The organism is Pseudonocardia yunnanensis (genome assembly GCF_039534065.1).
GTDB lineage: Bacteria > Actinomycetota > Actinomycetes > Mycobacteriales > Pseudonocardiaceae > Pseudonocardia > Pseudonocardia yunnanensis.
The window spans coordinates 203,887-225,933 of record NZ_BAAAUS010000006.1 but is presented as its reverse complement, the minus strand read 5'-3'; the positions used below and the strand labels follow the sequence as shown (position 1 = coordinate 225,933).

Genomic DNA, 22,047 nt, shown 5'->3' with positions numbered 1-22,047 from the left:
ACCGGACACGGATGTTCGGGCGCCCCCGGAAGTCGATCGTGGGACTCGTCAACCAGCACCGGAACAGAGGACGTGACCACAGTGCTTCCCCTGAGCTTCCCCGCCTCAGAGATCGCGAACGACCGCCGACGTGTCCTGCTCGCGGAGGCCGACGCGCACCGGCTCGCCCGTACGGCCGCGCGGGCACACACCTCCCGGAGGGACCGCCCGAGCCGGCTCGCGAGCTTGTCGGCCCTCATCCGACGTGGCCGATCGAGCGGCGCCGCGCGGTGCGGGGTCGTCTCTGGTGGAGCCGTCGTCGAGTAGCCCGACTACGACGCGCCTGTGGTCAGGCTCCTGCCCGCAGGGACGGCATCGTGAAGAAGATCATCGGGTTGTCGCCCGCTCCGCGGATCGGGGCGAGACCCAGCTCGTCGCGCAACGCGTTGAGTGCCTTGTAGTCGGCGCGCGACCTGGCCCGCGACGGGGTGAAGAACGGAACGTCCTTCTCGCCCAGCCATCGCACCACGACCTTGCCCTCGTGCATCGGCAGGGTGGTGCGGAAGTGGAAGACGTCGTGGACGCTCACCGGGATGCCGGCCGGCACGCGTGGGAACAGGTTGTCGAGGTACCACCGCGCGAAGCTGCCGTTGTGGGCGGCGTCGACGAACAGGTAGCCGGTGTCGGCAGGCACCCGGGCGAGGGTCTCCCTGATGTCGCCCTTCACGAACGTCCACCGGCCCTCGGCAAGGTCCTCCGGCACGTTGCGCACCACGTTGTCGATGATGTCGAAGCTGTGCAGGTGCCCCGACCCGTTGTCCCGCAGGGCGCTGAGGATCCACGTGGTCGACCACCCGTGGAACGTCCCGAGCTCCATCACGGACGCGGGCCGGGTGGCGCGCAGCAACAGGTAGGTGATCTCCGCTTCGAGGTCGTCGAGCTGGGGCGTCATGGTCGCCTTCATCGAATCGGCGTACTCCCGCTGAGCCTTCCCGACCGCAGCGAGCTCGCCTGCGAACTCTTTGTAGAGCTCGAAGATGTACCCCAGGTCGATCAACCTCAACTGACGGTCCTCCATGTGGATCTCTCCTGCCGCAAGACGAGCGGCCACTCTATCGAGTGACCGGCGATCTGCTGGACAGGGCGATCAGCAGGGGACCGTGGTCGCAGGACGTCCGGAGGCGGTCGCTACACTGGCTGCGCACCATCGGCCGCCTTAGCTCAGTCGGTTAGAGCGACGCACTCGTAATGCGTAGGTCTGGGGTTCGACTCCCCAAGGCGGCTCCACAATCCACCTGCACCTTTCGGCTCGGCGGGGATCCGTGCCTTCCCGCCCATAAACGCCCGTTCCCATCCGAGCAGCTGTCTCGCGGGTCATCTGCATGCCCATGGCGCCGAACTCGTCGGCGAGCTGGAGCAGTGCACGGACAGCGTTCGGCTCAAGATCCCGTCGCTCGACAAGGCCGAGGAGCTCGTCATCGGCATCCGAAATGCACCTGTTCGGGTGATTTGACGGTGTGAGGCTTGCCTCGACCGGGCAGCACTGAGTCACCGAGCGACCTCATTCCGTCACCGATTCCGGCCTCACGGTCACACGACGGGAGGAAGAACATGGCGATCAGTCCCGATCAGGGTTCCGCCGGCGGGGGCAACGCGGCGACCATCACCGGCACGAACCTCGGCGGCGCGATCGCAGTGCGCTTCGACGGCCGGCCGGCCGTTCGGCGGCACGCCGGCCACGTTCGCCGTGCTGTCCCCCACGCGGATCGCCGCCGCCGCCCCGGCCCGGGGAATCCTGGGTGCGGTCCAGATCGCCGTCACGACGACGGGCGGCAGCGCGACCGCACCCGGCACCTTTGTGTACATCCTGTGACGGGCCGTCGGACGCGAGCGGCCGGCTGACGGCCCTGCTCGGACCTCGCACCACGGACCAGACTCGCCACCCACACGTCTACCGATGCTTCCGCGCCGGTCAGGGGCCCGCCATTGTGGACTCTCGCCAAGCAGGAGTCAGCGATGCGGGGAGTGTGGGGCCGTGAGCGGCTGGATCGTGAACAACGTTCCGTCCATGTTGCTCTTGGCCGCGCTCGTGGTTGGCGTCGCCGCCGGGACGGTAGCCGTCCTGGCGTACGTCCGGCATCGATTCCCTGGACTCGCGGAAGGTGGGCACAACGACGTCGCGAAGGTCGGCTTCTCCGTTGTCGGGCCTGTTTACGGATTCATGATCGGTTTCATCGTGGTTGTGATGTGGGGCCAGATCAACGCGGCGGACGAGGTCGTGCGGACCGAGGGAGCCACGGCGGTACAGATGGCCAGGGACCTCAGGTATTTCGAAGAGGCTGACAGCGACCGCATCCGGCAGAGCCTGTTGGAGTACGAACGTGCGGCTGTAGCCGAGTGGCCCCAAGCCGCGAGTGGTCGCAGCACGCCGGAGGCGGAGAACGCACTGGCGCGTCTGTACACCGCGTACGAGAGCGTCCAACCGCGCGACGACCGGCAGCGGGCCGTTCTCGCCAACTCGCTGGCTTCACTGGACCAGTTGAGTCTGTCGCGCACAGAACGAATCGTCATGGCGGTGACCAACGCCGGCCCGTCGTGGTCCTTGTGGTGGGTGATTTTCCTGCTCAGCGGATTGGTTCTCGGGTTCACGGTCATCTACGGTGAGACGCGGGCTCGCATGCACTACGCGATGGTCGCGGCGGTCAGCGTGCTCGTTGCCGTCAACTTGTTCCTCGTCTTGGAGTTGGCCCATCCATTCCTCGGCGAGCTGGGTACGTCGCCCGAGGCGCTGCGGGAAGCGATGAACTACCTCGCACCCCAATAGCTCACGCTGCCGGAAGCCAGTCCGTTCATGAGGAGGGCGAGCAAGCGGTCGGCCAGAGCTGAGCTGTCGGGGGCGTCCTGGGCGGCCCAGGCGATGGCTCCGACCATCTTGAGCACGTCCGCTTCGTCCGCATCGGCTACCACCGCCCCTGAACGCCGCGCACGCGCCAGCAACGCGGCCTCCACCTCGAACAGCTCCGCATGCCACGTCGATGCCAGGCCGTTCCCGCGGTCGAGCGCCGAGTTCATCACCGCGGCCGCCAGACCTCGGTAGGTCAAGGCATGCATGAGCGCAGCACGCAACCACGTGGACAACGCACCGAACTCGTCGTCGGCCGTCAGTAGCCCGCGACCGAGGCTGACCAACTCGGCTATCTGCTCGGCGAGTACCGCCTCGATGAGATCCAGTCGAGTGGGGAAATGTCGATACAGCGTTCCGCTGGCCACCCCTGCCCGCCGCGCGATCTCATCCAGGGAAGCGTCCACTCCGAACGCGGCGAACGCAATCTTCGCCTGCTCGACCAACTGCTCGTAGTTTCGCCGTGCGTCTGCACGCCGCGGACGCCCGGCGCGCGACGGCGACTCGTGTCCTGCCAGCGCGATCACCACATCCTTGCTAACCGGGGACACGGTCCGCTACCGTGCCGAATTAACCGGACTACGCCTCACTTTACTGGCATGACGTGGTCAGAGGATGGAGGGCTGCCCGAGTGTCGCAGCAAGCGACTGGTGCGCACGAGGTGCTGGAGCGTCTCCGCCGGGCCGCTGTCAACCAGTCCGTCGACGACATGAGCCGCCTGTACGCAGTCGACGCGATCCATGAATTCCCGTTCACGGCCCCAGGCTTTCCGTCTCGGCTCGAGGGCCGGGACGACATCGTGAACTGGATAGCCGCAGGGTGGAAGGCGAACACCTTGACGTATGAGCGTTACCGCGTTCTCGCCACCTATGACACCGACGATCCGGAAACGATCATCGTCGAGCAGGAAGCCATCGGGACCAGCGCATCCACCGGCGCGTTCGCGCTTCCCAACATCGTTGTGCTGACCGTGCGCAACGGGCAGATCGTCCGTCTGCGCGACTACGTCAACGTCCTGGCAGCTGCAGCCGCCATCGGACGCGAGGCCCGGACGCCGTCGGAGGCGTCCGGGCCGTTGTCGACCTCAGATGGCTAGCCGACGGTGATCGTCGTGGTGGCCGTGCTGGTTGCCGCGGCACTGCCGTTCAGCTTGGTCATATCGATACGCAGGAATTCGCCGTTGTCCTGCTGGCCGGTCGCCGGGCTGACCTTCATCTCGAGCTTGTACGGCGGATTCGGCGTCGCATCGGAGATATCGGAGATGCCGAAGTCGTTGTCGTTGCTGATGATCAGCGTCTTTCCGCCGTCCGGTGTGGCGACGCCCTCGACCTTGTCGTGGGAGAAGAAGCGGCTGTAGCCGTCGACCGGGTTGGGGTCCAACGACGCCAGCAGGCCGTCCACGTCGAGGTACTGCGACTCGGCGACAGGCTTGATCCCGTGGCTCTGGTAGGTACTCAGCGCGTCCGCAGTCGTCAGCGGCTTCTCCTCGGACGAGAGCGAGAGCGCCTCGATCGTCTTGCCGCCGACGAGCAGGCCCTTCGCCGCGTCGTAGGTCGCACCGGGCACGTTCGCCGACGGACCGACGTCGGTCGCGCCGCTCAGGTCGATCTTCCAGAGTCGCTTGTAGCCGTCCGCCTTCGGGAATTTGGAGTCGCGCTCGTCGACGAGGAACGTCGTGTCCGACAGCGCGGTGATCTCGCTGTTGGCAGTGCTGTTCGAGTCGGGATCGTGCAGCAGATAGAGGTACTCGTGGAGTGCATGCGTCTGCAGGTCGTAGGTGACGATCCGCGTCGGCGCGATCTTCGTCGCGTCTTCTCCGTCGAGGTCGGACTGCTGGAGCCCGGACTGCATCAGGCCGACGAGGGTCTTGCCGTCCGGGGTGACGGTCAGGCCCTCCATGCCGCGGTTGGCCACGCGGTTGAGCAGCTCCTTGGGGAGCGTTCCGTCTTTCGGTGAGAGGCGCTGGATCGTGCGGCCGCTTGCATCGAAGTGCGTGATGAACGGGCCGTACTCGTCCGAGACCCAGAACGTGCCGTCGGGCATCGCGACGAGGCCCTCGGGGTCGTAGCCGTTCGGGTCGGCCGGGAGAACGTGGCCGTTGAGATCCTCGGTCGTCTCGCCCGTCGGGTTGTCGGTGTTGACCCGGCCCGAGTACGGGTGGCCGGAGTGGTCGGTGAGCGGGATCTCGCGGATCAGCGTCGCCCGACCCCCCGAATCCAGCTTGAACTCGCCGATCGCCGGGTCGAAGTCGGGGATCGGTTCAATGGCGTCTCCGTTGTCAGCGGCGACGTTGGGGCCGCGATCCTCGAGTCCGTAGACCTCGTCGGAGTGGCCCGGCACCAGCGTCACCGCTGAGCCGAACGAGCCTGCATTCAGCTGCAGGTTGCCGTACTTGCCCATGGCCGGGACGTGGTCGGAGTAGAGCGAGACGGCATTGCTGACCGTGTAGGTGAAGCTGTCATGCCCCGTGAATCCGGCGGCGGGGACGTATTTGAACGAGCCGTCGGGGTTCAGCTGCAGCGAGCCGTGCTGCGGCTCGGAGTGCACCAGCAGCTGAACGCTGCCGGCGCCGTCGCCTGCAAGCAGGCCATGGGCGGCGTCGACGGTGAGCGCGCCGCCGACCCTGGTCGAGTAGGTGTCGTTAACGGCGGCGTTCGCGGGCTCGGTGGCTGCATGGGCCTGACCCGGCGTCAGCGGCCCGGCGAGGGCCGCGGCGGCTAGGACAAGGGTCGTGGCGGCAGCGCGCCGGGCGAGACGTCGGGGCGTGGTGGGGTGCGACGCTGGCATTGGGTCTCCTTGGCGGGGGCGAGCAACGCCAAGAAAGCATGGGCGCCTCGCGCGAGAGATGTGATCGGCCCGTTGTCAACATGAGATCTGCATGTGATGGGGAGCAGTCGGAGCTGAATTCGGATCTTCAGGTAACCTACTAGATCGAGAACCGGCAGGGCGATGTCAGTGGTATACCGCACAATAGAAGAGGTGCTTTAGTTCCGTCAAACGGCCATTCGCGATCGGCCGGCAAGCGCACTCCGGGCGGTTCGCCCGGAGTGCGCCCATTGTTCGTAAGTTCTTCTCGATCTTTTTGCCGGCCTGGCGGCCCATTGCACCCGCGTGCTCGATGACCTTGCGCGCGATGATCGCGGGATACTGATCTTTCAAGCGGTGGGCGACGGCCTTGCGGTCGGAGAATGGTGGTCAACAGTGTTGTTCCGATCGGGCCGGACGTTTCGGTTCCAGCCGGCGGGTCACGAGCTTGCGGAGGGCTCCTCGACCAGCGTGACACGGCCCCCGACGGCAATCGTGCCGTCCGGCTGCAGCTGTGTGCGGATCTCGGACCCGACGCCTTGATGCACTGTCAGCGACCGCCCCAGTTCGGCGGTGAGTTGGAGCGCCGCTGCGCCCGTGGCCTCGTCCTCCACGATCGCGTCGCCGCGGCGTGGGAAGGCTCTGGCCCGAACGGCGCCGGCAGCCTCGTCCATCCATGCCCACGTGTACAGGAAGCCTGTGCCGGCAGGAGGGCCGGGTAGGGCGTCGATATCGGCGGGCGACGCGTACTGGTGTGTGGTCCGACCTGTGACCCACTCCGGCCGGCCCGACACCCAGCTGAACTCGCCGTCGGGCCAGGTCGGCACGGCGCCTGCCCCGGAGTGGATCACGTCGCACGCCCCGAACCGTGCGCGCAGCAGCCAGGACACCCCCACCAGCGGATGTCCGGCGAACGGCAACCGGATACTCGGCGTGTAGATGTCGACGACGCCGCGTTGGACGTCATCGATGAATACCGTCTCGCTGTATCCGAGCTCAGCCGCTCGTTGCTGCCGCGCCGCAGGGTCGGTGTCACCACCGATGATCACCGCGAGCCGATTTCCGGCTGTATGTCCAGGACCGCAGAAGACGTCGACGACCACGAGTTCAGGCATGCCCTCATCGCAGCACAACGAGCTGTGTCAGCCGATCAACGTCGAACCCGTCGGCCGCCCGGCAATGTGTCCTCCGGCGACTGTGCTGGTCAGGGACGGGACCACCTCGCTACGGGTAACCTGATTCCGTGGCCCCATGGGAGCGGGCCCGCTGGCTCCCGCTCGGCGCGGAGATCGTGCTGGCGTTCATGACGGGCGCCGGCACATTTGTGCTGGGAGCCGTAGTTCTCGCGAACATCGATTCCGACGTCGTCGCCGCGCTCCTGGGCGCTGTTTGTCTCGTCGCCCTGACCGCGGTCGCGCGGTTCACGAGCGTGGCGTACGCGGTCCCGGTCGGAATGGCGGGCATGCTCGCCTTCGACTGGTTCTACCTTCCCCCGACGCATCCGCTGGAGTTCCCGGACACCGCCAACCTCGTGGACCTCATCGTCTACCTGGTCGTGGCGGTTTTCTTGGGCGAGATAGCGGCGCATGCAGCCCGCCGCGCCCTGGCTGCCGAGCGCGCTCACGCAGACATCGCCGACGAGCAGGCGGCGCTTCGCCGGGTGGCGACCCTCGTCGCCAAGGGTGCACCCGCCGATGAGCTCTTCGCTGCGGTGGCGGCGGAGGCCGGCAACCTGCTCGACGTGCACGGCATCCGGATCGCCCGATTCGAGGACGTGACGGAGCTCGTACATGTGGCGGAGTGGAGCAAGCCCGGATGCGCTCCCACCCCTTACGACCGCGCCAAGATCGAGGGAACGAGTGTGTCGGGCCAAGTGCTCAGCACGGGACGTGCCGCACGCATCGACAACTACGAGGACATTGCGGTGCGGGCGCCGTTCGCTCGTGATGCCGATCTGAAGTCGGTCGTCGGCGCTCCGGTCGTCGTCGAAGGACGCCGATGGGGCGTTCTGATCGCCTGGTCCGTGAGCGGCCCGCTCCCGGCCGACACGGAAGGCCGGTTGACCGGCTTCAGCGAGCTCGTCGGCACTGCGATCGCCAACGCGCAGGCCCGGATGGAACTGCGGAACTTCGCCGAGGAGCAGGCAGCGCTGCGGCGGGTGGCGACGCTGGTGGCAGGCGGAGCGGATCCGGCTGAGACGTTCGGCTTCGTCGCCGCCGAGGTCGGCCGGTTGTTCGGCGCCGACCTCGCGGTGGTGTTCCGGTACGAGCCGGATCGCACCGGCACGGTCGTCGGGCTGTGGAACGGGCCGGGCGTGGAGTTTCCCTGCACTACGCGGCTGGGTGTGACGGGGGTCGGCCCGGCGGCGACGGTGCTGGAAACCGGCCGACCGATGCGAACGGACCGGTTCGAGGGTCCTGAGGGGTCGATCGCGGGCTGCTTTGCGCATCTCGGTGCCCGGTCCGGGGCGGGCGCGCCGATCACCGTCGAGGGCCGGCTGTGGGGGGTGATGATCGCTGCGTCGCACGCGGAGCCGCTCCCGTCGGGTGCCGAGCTGCGGCTGGCGGCTTTCACCGAGCTGGTGGCCACCGCCCTGGCCGACGCCGACGCCCAGGCCGCTCTCACCAATTCGCGGGCGCGGATCGTGGCCGCCGCCGACACCGCCCGCCGCCGCATCGAGCGCGACCTGCACGACGGCGCCCAGCAACGCCTCGTCGCCCTAGCCCTGCACCTGCGTGGCGCCGTGCAACAGGCGGTACCCCCCGGTGCCGACCACCTGACCGCGGAGCTGGATCGGGTGGTCGCCGAGCTGGGCGAGGTGCTCGACGACCTGCGGGAGCTCGCCCGCGGTCTCCACCCCGCCGCCCTCGCCGAGGGCGGCCTGCGACCTGCGCTGAAAATGCTGGCCCGCCGCTCGGCCGTTCCGGTCAGTCTCGACGTCCGTGTCGACGGCCGATTGCTCGAACCGATCGAGCTCGCGGCCTACTACGCCGTTTCCGAGGCGCTCACCAACACGGCCAAGCACGCGGACGCCTCCGGCGTCGACGTCAGGATGGAGACCGACAACGGGGTCCTGCACCTGAGCGTCCGCGACGACGGGCGCGGTGGCGCCCGTGCCGGCGGCGGGTCGGGTCTCATCGGCATCAAGGACCGCGTCGAGGCACTCGGCGGCAGACTCTCGCTGCACAGCCCGCCCGGCGCGGGCACGACCCTGCAGGTTTCACTGCCACTCGTCACGCCGAACGGTGCGGGGTCGAGCTCCCGGCCGGCCGAATGACGCGGGGATGCCTGCTGTCGGCGCTCCGAACCATCGGGTGAGCGCGGTTCGGAGCGTCTCGCGGTCGGGCTCGTGGTCGGAGGACGCCCAGGCGACGTAGCCGTCGGGGCGGATCAGCAGCGCCGTGGGCCCGTCGGCCACCCGGCCCTCGACCAGGTCGACGCGGTCGTTCCATCCCTCGACCGCGTTCCCCAGGGTGCCGGAGAAGTCGAGCAGCACCGGCCGCGCCGCCTTCATCAGCTCAGCCGCCTTCTCCCCGCCCTCGGTCGGTTCGAGGTCCGGAGCCCAGCGGCCGACCAGGGGATGGGGGTCGGGGAGGCCCCAGTCGTAGCGGATGTCGGCGCCGGACATGAGGTCGGCGATGTGCCGGACGACCCGCTCCTCGCCCAGCAGTTCGGCGAACAGCTCGCGTAGAGCGGTGATCTCGGCGCCCGGCGAGATCAGCGCGGACTGGGCCTGGGTGTGCATCACCACCCGCTCGCTGACCGGTCGCCGCTCGCTCTCGTAGGTGTCGAGCAGGTCATCGGGCGCCCAGCCGCGCACGGTGCCGGCGAGCTTCCAGCCGAGGTTCACCGCGTCCTGGAGCCCCAGGTTCAGCCCGGGGCCCCCGATGGCGGAGTGCACGTGTGCCGCGTCTCCGAGCAGTAGTACGCGGCCCGCGCGGAACGACTCGGCGAGCCTGGTGTTGCCGCCGGTGAGGCGTCGGAGAAGGTGCGGCCCGTTCCCCTCGGGAGGGCTGAGTGGGATGTCCGCGCCGAGCACCCGCCGGATACTGGCCCGCATCTCGTCGAGGCTCATCGGCCCGGCCTGCTCGTCGGCGGGTCGGTTCCACTCGAGTGTCGTGACCAGCGGCGGGCCTTCCGCGAACGGCGCGTGGACGAACACGCCGTGGTCGGTGCGGAAGTGGAAGAACGGCGGGACGTGGACGTCGCCGGCGCGCACTCCGCCGGTGACCGGGTCGAGCACGGACGCGGGCAGGCTCACGTGCGTCGACCGCGACACCGTGTCCTCGCGGGTCACGCCCGGGAAGCCGATCCCGGCGAGCTTGCGCACCGTGCTGTGCCCGCCGTCGGCGCCTACGAGGAAGCGCGCCCGCAGCTCCTGGATCCCTGCCGGGCCGTTCACCTCGACCGTCACCCCGTCACCGTCCTGGGCCAGCGCGGTCACGTCGTGGCCGTAGCGCAGGTCCACCCCCAGCTCACGGGCGTGCTCTTCCAGGCGTCGGACGAGCTCGCGCTGGGGAAGGCCGAGGATGGTCAACGGGTTGTCGGGCAGCTGGTCCAGTAGCAGCGGCAGCCCGCCGAACACGAACCGCGGCGCCGGGATCGGCGGCCCCGGCATTCCGCTCAGCCGTTCGTAGAGGCCGCGCCGGTGGAGCATGCGCACGACCTGCCCGACCAACCCGTTGGCTCGGTGCTCGTGGCTGCGTCCGGGCAGCCGCTCCACCACCACCGGGCGGACCCCGGCCAGCCGCAGCTCGCAGGCCAGCAGGAGCCCGTTCGGCCCTCCACCTGCGATGATGACGTCCATTGTGGACATGACGGTGCTCCTCACCTGGCGACGGAAACGGACACGACGAACCGGCCCAGGCGCTCCTGGGCGTAGAGGGTCAGGGACGGATCAGGGCTGGGAAAGGCCGCCGGCCAGCCGGTCGAGCGACTCGCGCAGTACATGCTGGAACGGCACCGGCGGGTCGGCGTTGACCCACTGGTCCATCGCCACCCGCACCGCGGCCCACGCGGTGGCGGCGACGAGTCGTGGGTAGAGGTCGCGGGCGTCGGTGCCGGTTCGTTCGGCGACCGCAGCCGCGAGTTCGTGCTCGGTGGCTGCGTGGGCCTTGAGGAACTCGCCCTGCAGCGAGGGGTGCTCCATCATCAGCCGGACGCCCTGGGTCCACGCCGGATCGGGCGTCCGGTCCCCGGGCCCCTGCTGATCGTGGTGGATCTGCGCGAGCACCGCCTCCACGATCGCCTCCCACAACGGCTCGTCCGCAGGCCGGGCGCGCAGCAGTGCCGCGGTCTGCTTCGCCCGGTCGGTCTGCCGGGCCGCGAGGGCCTCCGGGATGCTCGAGAAGTAGTTGTTGAACGTCCGGTGCGACACCCCCGCCTCGGCGGCGATGTCCATCGCCGTGACGTTCGCGAGCCCGCGCTCGACGGTGAGACGGATCGCGGCCCAGCTCAGCGCCGTGCGCGTCTCCTGCCGCTTGCGCTCCCGCAGGCCGACGCGAGCGTCGCTGTCCGGTTCCATGCCGCCGACCATACAGAATCCTGCGCCTGACGCAAAGATGCGTGAGACGCAAAATTTGACGGCAACTCGGGCGGGGTTGACGGCGTTGACCCCGCTGATCACGGCGCTGACAATCAGCGGGTGATCGTGCTGACGCGATCTCCACCGTGGACCGCCCGATCACTCGGAAGCTCCATCGGTCAACGTCAGCGAGGTCGATTTGTCCGGAGCACGAGAGTCCATGCGCGGGCCGGCGTGGTTGCCGCGCGCCCACCCGCTGTCCTGGGTGACGCTCGCGATCACGACGTGCGCGATCCTGATGACGGCGGTGGACGGCGGGATCCTCCCGGCCGTTCTGCCCGCCATCCAGGAGGAGTTCGAGCTCAACTCGACCCAGGCCGGACTGATCAACTCGGTGTTCTTCGCCGGGCTGATCGTGGGGGCGCTGATGTTCGGGTGGGTCTCCGACCGGATCGGCACCGGATACCGCCGGACCTGGACCTGGAACGTGGCGATGCTGATCGGCATCCTCGGGGGTGCCCTGACGTTCGGCTTCGCGGGCAGCTTCGTGGCGTTCCTGCTGCTGCGCATCCCCATGGGGATCAGCCGGGGCGGATCGGAGCCGGTCAACGTCGCACTGGTCAGCGAGTGGTGGCCCAAGGAGCACCGGGGATTCGCCGTGGGCGTACACCACACCGGCTTTCCGTTCGGACAGTTCCTCACCGGTGCGCTCATCGCCGTCGTTCTCGGCGTGGCCGGGTGGCGAGAGGCGTTCCTGCTGATCCCGCTGCTCGGCATCCCGATCATCGTGGCGCAGACGTTTCTCGGCACCAGGCGTAATCAGCAGCGGGTCTACGACTGGATCGACCGCCGCGGTCTCACACGCCCGCTCCCGGAGCTCTCCGTCCGCCACACCGGGTCGGCCCTCGCTCCCGTCCGTGAGGCGTTGAGCAACGCGAACGTCCGCTGGTCGGTCGTTCTGATCTTCCTCTTCCTCTGGGCGGAGGCCGGGGCCGTCACGTTCCTGACGGGGCAGTTGGTGGACCAGGGCATGAGCCTCGCCCTGGCGGCCCTGCTCTCCGGGGCCTCCGGGCTGACGGGATGGATCGGCCAGGTGGTGTGGGGTGCGTGGTCCGACCACGCAGGCCGGAAGTTCGCCATCCGGTTCCTCGTCATCGGGTGGGCCGTGACGTTGCTGGCGATGATCTTCATCTCGAGCCCGGCGAGCGCATGGATCGTCCTGCTCGCATGGGGTCTGTTCCGCAACGCGCCCTTCCCGGTGGTCTACGCGCTGCTCATCGACTCGGTACCGCGGTCGGCCGGCACGGCGATGGGCATCATGATCGGCATCGCGCTGGGACTGTCGGGGGTGCTCGCCGCCGCCGTTTCCGGGTGGATCATCGACGGGTTCGGGTTCCCGGTGCACTACGTCGTGCTGGCCGTGATCTGCCTGCTCGGCCTGATCCCGCTCGCCATGATCACGGAGACGGTGGGCGCCGGGCGGAGAGCCGGACAGGACGGGATCAAGACGGGCTGACGACACGACCCGCCGGCTGACGACCGCCTCGCCCCGGCGGAGAGGCCTAGGCTGAAACGAGTGAGCGAGCCCCCTGAGAGCCGTACACCCGTCCAGCCTCCGGTGTCGCCGCCCCCTACGTCCAACCACGTTCCCGATGCAGCGCAGTCGTGGGTTCTGGGGAGACGGGAGGACGCCCGGCTGATCACCGGTGCGGGCCGCTACGTCGGTGACCTCGACGTCGCCGACTGCCTCGACGTCACATTCGTGCGCAGCAGGGTCGCGCACGGCCGGCTGCTCCGCGTCGACACGCGCGCGGCGGCCGCGGTCGACGGGGTGCTCGGCGCGTGGAGCGCGTCGGACATGGGCGCCGAGCTGCCGTACGTGCCCCCGTTCCTCCCCACCGGCGGACCCGACACGAGACGGATTCCCGCGCTGGCGGCCGACCGGGTGCGGTACGTCGGGGAGCCGGTGGCCGTCGTCCTCGGTGCCGACCGCTACGTCGCGGAGGACGGTGCCGACGCCGTGCGGGTGGACATCGACCCGTTGCCCGCGCTCGTCGATCCCGGCGAGGCCGCCGCGTCCTCCACCTGGCTCTTCGACGGGGTCGACAACGTCGCCTCCGACGTGGAGTTCGGCGATCCCGTTCCCGACGAGGTGTGGCAGCAGGCTCACGTCGTCGTCGAGGGCATCTACCGCCAGCCGCGGCTCGCGCCCACCCCGATGGAGCCCCGGGCGATCCTCGCTGTGCCCGAGACGGACGGGCGCGTGACGGTCTGGGTCTCGCACCAGTCGCCTCATCGGTTGCGTCGGGACCTGTCCACGGCACTGGAACTGGACGCCGAGCGGATCAGAGTGCGGGTGCCGGACAGCGGCGGCGCCTTCGGCGCGAAGAGCGCCACGTTCCCCGAGTACCTGTCCGTGGTGCGGCTGGCGCTGCAGTTCGGCCGGCCGGTCCGGTGGCTCGAGGACCGCGCCGAGACACTGTCGGGCGCCACGCACGGGCGGGGTCAGAACCAGCGGGTGCGCCTCGCCGCCGACGCGAACGGCCGGATGCTCGCGTTGTCGCTCGACGTCGACGCCGACATCGGCGGTTACCCGCTCGCCGGGTTCGTCGCGGGCGAGACCGGGCAGGCCGCGGGTGGTGTGTACCGCACCCCGATGGTCCACGCCCGGATCCGCACGGTGGTCACCAACACGACGCCCACCGCGCCGTACCGCGGCGCGGGACGCCCCGAGCAGGTCTACGCGGTGGAACGCACCGTCGACCTTCTCGCCCGCAGGCTGGACATCGATCCGGCGGAGCTGCGGCGACGCAACTTCATCCCGCCGGAGGCGTTCCCGTACGAGTCACCGACCGGCCGGCGCTACGACAGCGGGCAGTACGAGTTGGTGCTGGACAGGGCGCTGGAGCTGGTCGACTACGCGTATTGGCGGGAGGAGCAGCAGCGGCGTCGCTGGTCGGGCAGCGAGTGGCCGCTCGGCATCGGGATCTGCAGCTTCGCCGAGCGTTCGGGGCTCGAACAGAAGCCCATGGCGAACGAGTGGGCCGCCCTCGACGTCGAGCCCGACGGGAGCGTCACCGCACGCATCGGCACCTGCTCCACAGGCCAGAGCCACGAGACCGTCTTCCCCGAGCTCGTGGCGCGCACCCTCGGCATCCCCGCGCACAACGTGTCGCTCGTCCAGGCGGACACCGACGAGGTGCCACAGGGCATCGGTACCTTCGGGAGCCGGTCGATGCAGGTCGGCGGGGCGGCCCTGCACCAGGCAGCGCGGGACCTGATCGCGGAGGCGAAGCAGCGCGCCGCCGAGCTGGCAGGCGGCGACGCCGACTACGCGAACGGCGTCGTCAGCATCGGGAAGCGCAGCTGGACGCTCGGGGAGCTGGCGAACGCCTCGCCCGAACCGCTGCGGGTCGAGGGCGTCTACGACGGCCCGGCCGCCTTCCCGTTCGGCGCGTACGTGGCTGTGGTCGAGGTCGACCGGGAGCTGGGCAACGTGCGCGTGCTGCGCCTCGTCGCGGTGGACGACTGCGGCGTGGCGATCGACCACCAGATCGTGGAGGACCAGACGCGCGGGGGCATCGTGCAGGGGATCGGGCAGGCGCTCTACGAGGAGATGCCCTTCGACGACGAGGGCAGGCCGCAGGCCGACAACCTGCTCGACTACCTGCTGCCGACGATCGGCGAGCTGCCGCCGCTCACCCTCGACACCACTGTCACCCCCAACCCGAACAGCGCGCTGGGTGCCAAGGGCGCGGGCGAGGCCGGATGCATCGGCACGCCCCCCGCGATCGTCAACGCCGTGATCGACGCGCTGGGACCGCCGGCCACGGGTGCCGGGACCCCGGAGACGGACATCGGCGGCGTCCAGCTGCCACTGACACCGGAGGCGTGCTGGATGGCGAGCGGCCGGCAGGGGGTGGGCGTGCGATGAAACCCGCATCGTTCGACTACGTGGCACCGACCGCGCTCCCCGACGCCGTTGCTGCTCTCGCCGAGCGGCCCGAGACGGCCCGCGTGCTGGCCGGTGGCCAGAGCCTGGTGCTGGAGATGCACTACCGCCGCGAGCGGCCCGCCCTGCTCGTCGACATCAACAACGTGCGCGGCCTGGACGCGATCACGGTGGACGGTGACGCGCTGCGCGTCGGCGCTCTCGCCCGGCACCGTGCCTTCGAGACGCCGAGCGTGGCCCCGGGGGCTCTGGGCCGGCTGCTGAGCAGGGTGAGTCCGTTCATCGCGCACCCGCCGGTCCGTGCACGCGGCACCATGGCCGGCAGCCTGGCGTGGGCCAACCCCGCGTCCGAATGGTGCGCCACGTCCGTCGCCCTCGACGCCGCGATCGAACTGACCGGGCCCGCCGGCAGCCGCACGGTGTCGGCCGGTGACTACTTCCTCGGACCTTTCCGGACGGCCCGACAGCCGGACGAGATCCTGACGTCCGTGCGGCTGCCGCTGCTGCCCGGGTCCGTCGGGGAGGCGGACGCGGTCGGCGTCGGCTTCCGCGAGCAGCACCGCACGCACGCCAGCTTCGCCCAGGTCGCGGTTGTGGCGGTGCTGACCCTGCGGCACGGCGTGATCACCGGCGCCCGGCTCGGGCTGGCCGGGGCGGCCGATCGCCCGATGCGTGCGCACGACGCTGAGCGCCATCTGGTCGGCCGGCAGGCCGAGCCGGGCGTCTTCGCCCGGGCCGCCGAGCTCACCGTGGCCGCGGCTGCTCCGCTTCCGGAGCCGCATGCCGGGGTCGAGTACAAGCGGCAGGCGATCGGTGTGCTCGTCCGGCGCGCGCTGACGCAGGCACGTGAGGACAGCGAGGTAAACGGCGAGAGGCGGGCGGAACGATGACAGGGCGCACTCGGATACGCCTCACGGTCAACGAGACCGAGTACGACGTGACGGTCGAGCCGCGGCGCGTTCTGGCCGACGTCCTGCGCGACGACTGCGGCCTCACCGGCACCAAACTCGGCTGCGAGCACGGGGTCTGCGGCTCATGCACCGTCCTGGTGGACGGTGAGGGCGTGCGTTCGTGCCTGATGTTCGCGGTGCAGTGCGCAGGCCGCGACATCCGTACGGTCGAGGGACTGGCGGCCGACGGCCGGCTGCACGCCTTCCAGGAGGCGATCTCGGCCGAGCACGGGCTGCAGTGCGGTTTCTGCACCGCCGGGTTCGTGATGCTGGTGGTCGGGGCCCTGGAGGAGGACCCCGCGATCGTGGAGGACCCCGAGCGTCTCGACGGGCTGCTGAGCTCGAACCTCTGCCGCTGCACCGGCTACGAGGGCATCCGTCGCGCTGTGCTGCGCGCGTACGGCAAGAAGGGCGCGGGCGAGAACGGCGCCTGAGCGTTCTGCTGTTGCTCCTCCGCTCGGCCGAAGAACGAGTCGTCCGAACCGGCTACCAGGCCTGCCCGAAGGAGCAAAGCCGCGAAATCGGACGCTGGTAGTGCCTCTGGTGGACTGTCCAGGGCAGGTCATGCGTTGAGCTGACCCAGGGGGGGTGGACTTCGGGGGCTCGTCGCGGAGGAGGGCACAGCGGTTGATCAGGTCGATCCCCATCGCGGTCGACGGCTCCCCGGGCTCCTTGTTCGTCGTCGGCCACCTGCCGGTGGCCTCGGAGCCCTCATGACGAACCCGGCCTCGTCGAAGGAATCCCGCGAGCTGAGGGACCGCGCAGGCCAGGACCTCGCCTCTTCGCTGGATTGCATCCCGTTCCGGCGGGCTCACGTGTTCATTCTGGTATTGGTCGCGGCCGGCACACTGATCAACGCGATCGAGGAGTACAACGTCGGTCTGGCCGCACCGCTGATCGCGCGCGAGTGGTCGCTGTCCAACGTCCAGGTGGGTCTGCTGACCACTCTGACCTTCGCCGGCATGGCGATCGGGTCGCTGATCGCCGGTGTCACCGCCGACCGCTACGGGCGGCGGGTGACCTACACGTACAACTTCGCGCTCTACACGGTGGGCGCGCTACTCGCTGCGTTCTCCCCGAGTTTCGGCTGGCTGCTCGCCGCCCGGTTCATCGTCGGGATCGGACTCGGCGGGGAGACGAACACGGCGCTCACCCTCGTCGCGGAACTGATGCCCACCAGGTTCCGGGGCGCCGCGGTGGCCACGGTGAACGTCGCGGGCGGCGGCCTGGGAATCTTCGCCTCATCCGCGTTGGCCGCCCTCATGCTCGGCCCGCTGGAGGCGGCGCTGGGCGGGCCCGAGGTCGCGTGGCGCTGGTTGCTCGGGGTGCTGGCCATCCCCGCGCTGCTGGTGTTCGTCTACCGCTGGTTCCTGCCGGAGTCGCCGCGCTACCTGCTCGTGGCGGGCCGGGTCGACGACGTGAACAAGGTGCTCACCAGGCTTGCTACGAACCGGCTGCGCGCTGTGCACGGCATGGAGGCCACCAGATACATCGGCGGGGCGGAAGGCACGCGGCTACCCCGGCAGCGGGTGCGGCTCGCGGAGGTGTTCGAGGGCAGGTTGGCCCGCAACACGGTGGTGATCTGGGTGGTGTCGGCGATGACGTTCGGCGCCCAGGTGGCCGTCACGGTCTTCATGCCGACCCTGCTGGTCTCCCGGGGCCTCGACGTCTCCACAGCGCTCGTCTACACCATGCTCATCAACGTCGGCGGGCTGCTCGGCGCCCTGTTGGCCACCGCGTTCGGTTACTGGTTCAGGCGCCGGGTGGTGCTCGGTTACGGCGCGCTCGTCGCGGTCGTGGTCGCGGTGGCGCTCGCCGGCTCGTCGAGCCTGTTCATGGTGCTCGTGCTGGCCGGCCTGCTGCAGCTGATGTTCATCCTGCTCAACACCACCACCTTCATCTGGGCACCGGAGCTCTACCCGACACGGGTGCGGGCGTTCGGCACCGGCGCGATGGTGACGGTGTTCCTGCTGGCCGCGTCGATTGCCCCGCTGCTGGCCGGGGCTGTCGCCGACGCGATCGGCGCCGGCGGCGTGTTCGTCATGGTCGGGGTGATGTACGTGATCATGGCCGCGACGGTGTGGTTCGGCCCCGAGACCCAGGGGTTGTCGCTGGAAGAGGCCAGCGAGGGGCGGATCGGGGACACCGGTTCCGGCGGTCGCTGAGAAAACCACAGCATGGACGCTCATGCGGAAAGTCGCGCTCTCAACGGTCTGTGGGCCAGACGGGTCTCCCGCTTCCGCCCAGATCGCGTAACGGGGGCAGCGCTTCGTGCGTACCTTCAACTACCGCCGGATGGCCCCTCGCCGGTACGGCAAGGCCTGGCGATCTCCGCCCGGCGCAGTCGATGTCGGATCCTCGCCTCGGCCGATCGTGCGGCCCGCGGCCGACGCGATGGCGGAGGTCGCGCCGATCTCGCCTGATCTCCCGTGGATCTCCTGCGCGTCGGCTACGTAGCGCCACAACGATCCTGACCTGCAGCATCGCCTACGCGTGCGCCCTTGCCGCCTCGACAGGCGTGGCCGCTCATGTCCAGGCCGATGCGGTTGTGCGCACGCGTGGGACGGGACAACGATCAGCACCGCGCCGACAGGATCACCGTGGTCGGCGTCGTAACAGCCCGGTCACGCCGCGTGTGGCATCGATCCCCCGGCGAATGGCGGAGAATATCTGAGATCGATCCGGCGCCTGGCGCACAAAGGCTCCCCCAATTGCCACTACGTGCGGAGCGTGATTGGCCCAGCCTTGGCAAAATGTCGTTCCACTGGGCTTGACCTGCGCTTGACAGCCGGGTGTCGCCCACCACTAATCTGGCTCCGCGCACCAAACGGGTGCGCTCTGGGTGGCGCCAGCGCCGATCATCACGTCATGCGCTGGGGCATGTCAGCATGGCCGAATGTTGGGAGCAAGGCCGGCAATGGATATGGTCGACGATCTGGCCGGGGCGGCATATTCGAACGTCTCCGTGGGGATTCTCGGGACAGGCTCTGGTGGGCCTGTCGATTCGTGGAGCAGTGGCGAATCGAATGAGAGAGTCGGTTTCCCGACCTCGGGTCAGGTTCGACGAGGCCATGGGGAGCCGGGACCGTCCGTTGGTTGAGTAATTCCCTCGCATTTCTCGTGCGTTTCCACTCCAGCAAGTTCTGGTTCGTACCTATTGTGATCTAGGGGGCTCACCCTCGTGGGAGAATATGTCGAGACACCGCTCGGATCCGTAGTTGAATCCTCAATAACGGGAATCCGGCACGAGGCCACCAGTTCGACGGCCGCTGCCGAGCGGAATCTCACCGACGTGCTGGCCGGCATCGTGGGTGTCGAGCGGGTGTCGGCGGACAGCAACTTCTTCGAGGACCTGGGCGCCGACTCCATGGTGATGGCGCAGTTCTGCGCGCGAGTGCGGAAGCGGCCCGAGCTCCCGGACATCTCCATGAAGGACGTCTACGAGCACCCCACGATCCGAGAGCTGGTGAAGGCGCTCGCAGCACCGGCGCCCGCCCCGGTCGAGGAAGAACTCGCGGAGGTACTGGCCGGCGTCGTGGGTGTCGAGCGGGTGTCGGCGGAGAGCAACTTCTTCGAGGACCTGGGCGCCGACTCGATGGTGATGGCGCGATTCTGCGCGAAGGTCAGAAAGCGAGAAGATCTCCCCGCCGTGTCGATGCAGGATATTTATGCGCATCCGACCATCCGCAGTCTGGCGGTAGCGCTCGCGGCGCCGTCCGCCCCTTCTCCTCTCGAGTCTCTGCCCACAGCGGAGTTGGCGGAGGTGCGCCCGGTCGGCACGTTCGGGTACGTCATGTGCGGCGTGGCGCAGTTCCTGGTTCTGGTCGGGTACGCCTATCTCGCCGCGTACATTCTCGAGCGAGGATACGCGTGGCTCTCCACCGCCTCGAGCCTGCTCGACATCTATCTGCGTTCGGCTCTGTTGGGTGCTATCGGTTTCCTGGGCCTGTCCATCCTCCCGATCGTGGCCAAGTGGGTGCTCATCGGGCGGTGGAAGCCGCAACGGATACGGGTGTGGAGTCCGGCATATCTGCGTTTCTGGATCGTCAAGACGTTGACACGGGCGAACCCATTTCTCCTCGTCGCCGGCGGCCGGTCACGCACGAGCGCCAGTTCGCCGCTCTACGTGCTCTACCTGAGGGCCCTCGGGGCGAATGTCGGCCGAGGCGTGACGATCCTCTCCCGGAACCTTCCGGTGTGCACCGATCTGCTCACCATCGGTGACGGAACGGTCATCCGCAAGGACTCGTTCTTCAACTGCTACCGAGCCGAGGCCGGGGTGATCCACACCGGCTCCGTCACCCTTGGAAAGGACGTTTTCGTCGGCGAATCGACAGTGATCGACATCGGGACGTCGATGGGCGATGGTGCCCAGCTCGGCCATACCTCCTCGCTGCATACGGGGCAGGCCGTGCCCGGAGGCGAGCGTTGGCACGGGTCGCCCGCGCAGCGCACCGAGGTGGACTACCGGACGGTCGACCCGGTCGGCTGCACAAGTCTGCGGAGAGGCGTCTATGCCGGCCTTCAGCTACTGGGCGTGCTTTTCGTGGGCCTGCCGCTGCTGGTCGGCGGGGTCGCCATGCTCCTGCTCGAGTTCCCCAACCTCGCGACACTCCTGGACTCCGGGCCGCTGGCCTTCACGAGCACGGTGTTCTACGTCGACGCGCTGATCGGCTCGGCGGTTCTCTTCTTCGGCTCGCTGTTCGTCGGTCTCCTCGTTGTGGTCACCGTCCCGCGCCTGCTCAACCTCGTCGTCCGCCCGGGCAAGGTCTACCCCTTGTACGGCCTGCATTACTGGGTTCATCACACGATCTCGCGGCTGACCAATGTCAGGCTCTTCACGGTTCTCTACGGGGACAGCTCCTACATCGTCAACTATCTGAGCCGCGTCGGGCACGACCTGTCCGAGGTCGAGCAGACCGGATCGAATTTCGGGCTGGATGTGAGGCACGAGAGCCCGTACCTCAGCACGGTCGGCAGCGGGACGATGGTCGCCGATGGGCTGTCGATCATGAATGCCGACTTCTCGAGCTCGTCATTCCGCGTATCGCCGGCGTCCATCGGGGCCCACAACTTTCTCGGGAACAAGATCGCCTATCCCGCGCAAGGCCGGACCGGTGACAACTGTCTCCTCGCCACAAAGGTGATGGTCCCGCTCGACGGGAGGATTCGAGAGGGCGTCGGGCTCCTGGGTTCGCCGAGCTTCGAGATCCCGCGGACGGTGCGGCGCGACACCGGCTTCGATCTCGCGAGCCGGGCCGAACTGCACCGCCGCCTGGCGGCCAAGAACCGCCACAACATCGTCACGATCGGTCTGTTCCTCCTGGCCGGTTGGGTGTATTTCCTCGGGGTGGTCCTGATCGGCATGGCCGGTGTGGACCTCTTCGACGGCTTCGGTGCAGCGGCGATCGCGGCGGGCTCGCTCCTGATCATCGTCTGGACTGTCCTGTACTTCGTGTTGGTCGCACGAGTGGTCACGCCATTGGTGGCGTTGCGGCCCCAGGGCTGCTCGATCTACGACATCGCCTTCTGGCGGCACGAGCGGTTCTGGAAGATGTCCGTGCTGGCGCACTTCCAGATCTTCAACGGCACGCCGTTCAAGAGCATGACCTGGCGCCTGCTGGGCCTGCGGCTGGGAAAGCGCCTGTTCGACGACGGTTGCGACTTCGTGGAGAAGACGCCGGTCACGGTCGGCGATGACGTCACCTTGAACATCGGGACGGTCATCCAGTGCCACTCCCAGGAAGACGGCGCGTTCAAGTCCGACCGCATCACGATCGGGTCCGGCTGCACACTCGGCGTCGGTGCCTTCGTCCACTACGGCACGACGATGGGCGACGGTGCAGTGCTCGAGCCCGACTCCTTCCTCATGAAGGGCGAGGAGGTCCCGCCCCACGAGCGGTGGGGCGGGAATCCGGCTCGCAAGATCTGAGCG

At 68.7% G+C, this 22,047-nt stretch carries 16 protein-coding genes and 1 tRNA gene; 10 read left to right on the top strand and 7 right to left on the bottom strand.

Annotated elements, in window-relative coordinates; genetic code table 11:
- Positions 1-328: 328 nt before the first annotated feature.
- Positions 329-1,057, bottom strand: coding sequence for a class I SAM-dependent methyltransferase (locus ABD743_RS07285; protein ID WP_344720094.1), 729 nt, complete (start codon positions 1,055-1,057; stop codon positions 329-331).
- A gap of 132 nt (positions 1,058-1,189) precedes the next feature.
- Between ABD743_RS07285 and ABD743_RS07280 the strand changes: the two genes are divergently transcribed.
- A tRNA-Thr gene (locus tag ABD743_RS07280) sits at positions 1,190-1,266 on the top strand.
- Between the two features lie 303 nt (positions 1,267-1,569).
- On the opposite strand, the gene ABD743_RS07275 is transcribed toward ABD743_RS07280, so the two are convergent.
- A complete protein-coding gene (locus ABD743_RS07275) occupies positions 1,570-1,833 on the bottom strand; it encodes a hypothetical protein (protein ID WP_344720092.1) in 264 nt (87 codons plus the stop codon).
- A gap of 223 nt (positions 1,834-2,056) precedes the next feature.
- On the opposite strand from ABD743_RS07275, the gene ABD743_RS07270 reads away from it, so the two are divergent.
- Positions 2,057-2,803, top strand: a complete 747-nt coding sequence (locus tag ABD743_RS07270; protein ID WP_344720090.1) for a bestrophin-like domain — start codon at positions 2,057-2,059, stop codon at positions 2,801-2,803.
- On the opposite strand, the gene ABD743_RS07265 is transcribed toward ABD743_RS07270, so the two are convergent.
- On the bottom strand, positions 2,785-3,432 hold the full coding sequence (locus tag ABD743_RS07265) for a TetR/AcrR family transcriptional regulator (protein WP_344720088.1): 648 nt from the start codon (positions 3,430-3,432) through the stop codon (positions 2,785-2,787). The two genes, ABD743_RS07270 and ABD743_RS07265, sit on opposite strands and share 19 nt — an antisense overlap.
- A gap of 80 nt (positions 3,433-3,512) precedes the next feature.
- Here ABD743_RS07265 and ABD743_RS07260 point away from each other — a divergent pair, with 80 nt between their 5' ends.
- A complete protein-coding gene (locus tag ABD743_RS07260) occupies positions 3,513-3,977 on the top strand; it encodes a nuclear transport factor 2 family protein (RefSeq protein ID WP_344720086.1) in 465 nt (154 codons plus the stop codon).
- Here ABD743_RS07260 and ABD743_RS07255 read toward each other — a convergent pair.
- On the bottom strand, positions 3,974-5,668 hold the full coding sequence (locus ABD743_RS07255; protein WP_344720084.1) for an esterase-like activity of phytase family protein: 1,695 nt from the start codon (positions 5,666-5,668) through the stop codon (positions 3,974-3,976). The genes ABD743_RS07260 and ABD743_RS07255 overlap by 4 nt on opposite strands.
- Positions 5,669-6,126: 458 nt before the next feature.
- Positions 6,127-6,801: a PhzF family phenazine biosynthesis protein gene (locus ABD743_RS07250; RefSeq protein ID WP_344720082.1), complete on the bottom strand. Its 675-nt coding sequence runs from the start codon at positions 6,799-6,801 to the stop codon at positions 6,127-6,129.
- 128 nt (positions 6,802-6,929) lie between these two features.
- On the opposite strand from ABD743_RS07250, the gene ABD743_RS07245 reads away from it, so the two are divergent.
- A complete protein-coding gene (locus ABD743_RS07245; RefSeq protein ID WP_344720080.1) occupies positions 6,930-8,963 on the top strand; it encodes a sensor histidine kinase in 2,034 nt (677 codons plus the stop codon).
- On the opposite strand, the gene ABD743_RS07240 is transcribed toward ABD743_RS07245, so the two are convergent.
- Both ABD743_RS07240 and ABD743_RS07235 read right to left on the bottom strand, forming a co-directional pair.
- Positions 8,907-10,502: an FAD-dependent monooxygenase gene (locus tag ABD743_RS07240; RefSeq protein ID WP_344720078.1), complete on the bottom strand. Its 1,596-nt coding sequence runs from the start codon at positions 10,500-10,502 to the stop codon at positions 8,907-8,909. The two genes, ABD743_RS07245 and ABD743_RS07240, sit on opposite strands and share 57 nt — an antisense overlap.
- Positions 10,503-10,583: 81 nt before the next feature.
- Positions 10,584-11,210, bottom strand: a complete 627-nt coding sequence (locus ABD743_RS07235; RefSeq protein ID WP_344720075.1) for an acyl-CoA-like ligand-binding transcription factor — start codon at positions 11,208-11,210, stop codon at positions 10,584-10,586.
- A gap of 220 nt (positions 11,211-11,430) precedes the next feature.
- Between ABD743_RS07235 and ABD743_RS07230 the strand changes: the two genes are divergently transcribed.
- From ABD743_RS07230 to ABD743_RS07205, 6 genes are all read left to right on the top strand, one after another.
- Positions 11,431-12,726, top strand: coding sequence for an MFS transporter (locus ABD743_RS07230; protein ID WP_344720073.1), 1,296 nt, complete (start codon positions 11,431-11,433; stop codon positions 12,724-12,726).
- Between the two features lie 60 nt (positions 12,727-12,786).
- Positions 12,787-15,144: a xanthine dehydrogenase family protein molybdopterin-binding subunit gene (locus ABD743_RS07225; protein ID WP_344720071.1), complete on the top strand. Its 2,358-nt coding sequence runs from the start codon at positions 12,787-12,789 to the stop codon at positions 15,142-15,144.
- Complete coding sequence (locus ABD743_RS07220) at positions 15,141-16,052, top strand: FAD binding domain-containing protein (protein ID WP_344720069.1); 912 nt, start codon at positions 15,141-15,143, stop codon at positions 16,050-16,052. The genes ABD743_RS07225 and ABD743_RS07220 overlap by 4 nt, the downstream gene beginning before the upstream one ends.
- The gene (locus ABD743_RS07215; protein WP_344720067.1) at positions 16,049-16,546 is read left to right on the top strand and encodes a (2Fe-2S)-binding protein; all 498 of its coding nucleotides are present in this window, start codon (positions 16,049-16,051) and stop codon (positions 16,544-16,546) included. The genes ABD743_RS07220 and ABD743_RS07215 overlap by 4 nt, the downstream gene beginning before the upstream one ends.
- A gap of 279 nt (positions 16,547-16,825) precedes the next feature.
- Positions 16,826-18,277, top strand: a complete 1,452-nt coding sequence (locus ABD743_RS07210; protein ID WP_344720065.1) for an MFS transporter — start codon at positions 16,826-16,828, stop codon at positions 18,275-18,277.
- 1,016 nt (positions 18,278-19,293) lie between these two features.
- Positions 19,294-22,044: a Pls/PosA family non-ribosomal peptide synthetase gene (locus ABD743_RS07205; RefSeq protein ID WP_344720063.1), complete on the top strand. Its 2,751-nt coding sequence runs from the start codon at positions 19,294-19,296 to the stop codon at positions 22,042-22,044.
- Positions 22,045-22,047: the final 3 nt, after the last annotated feature.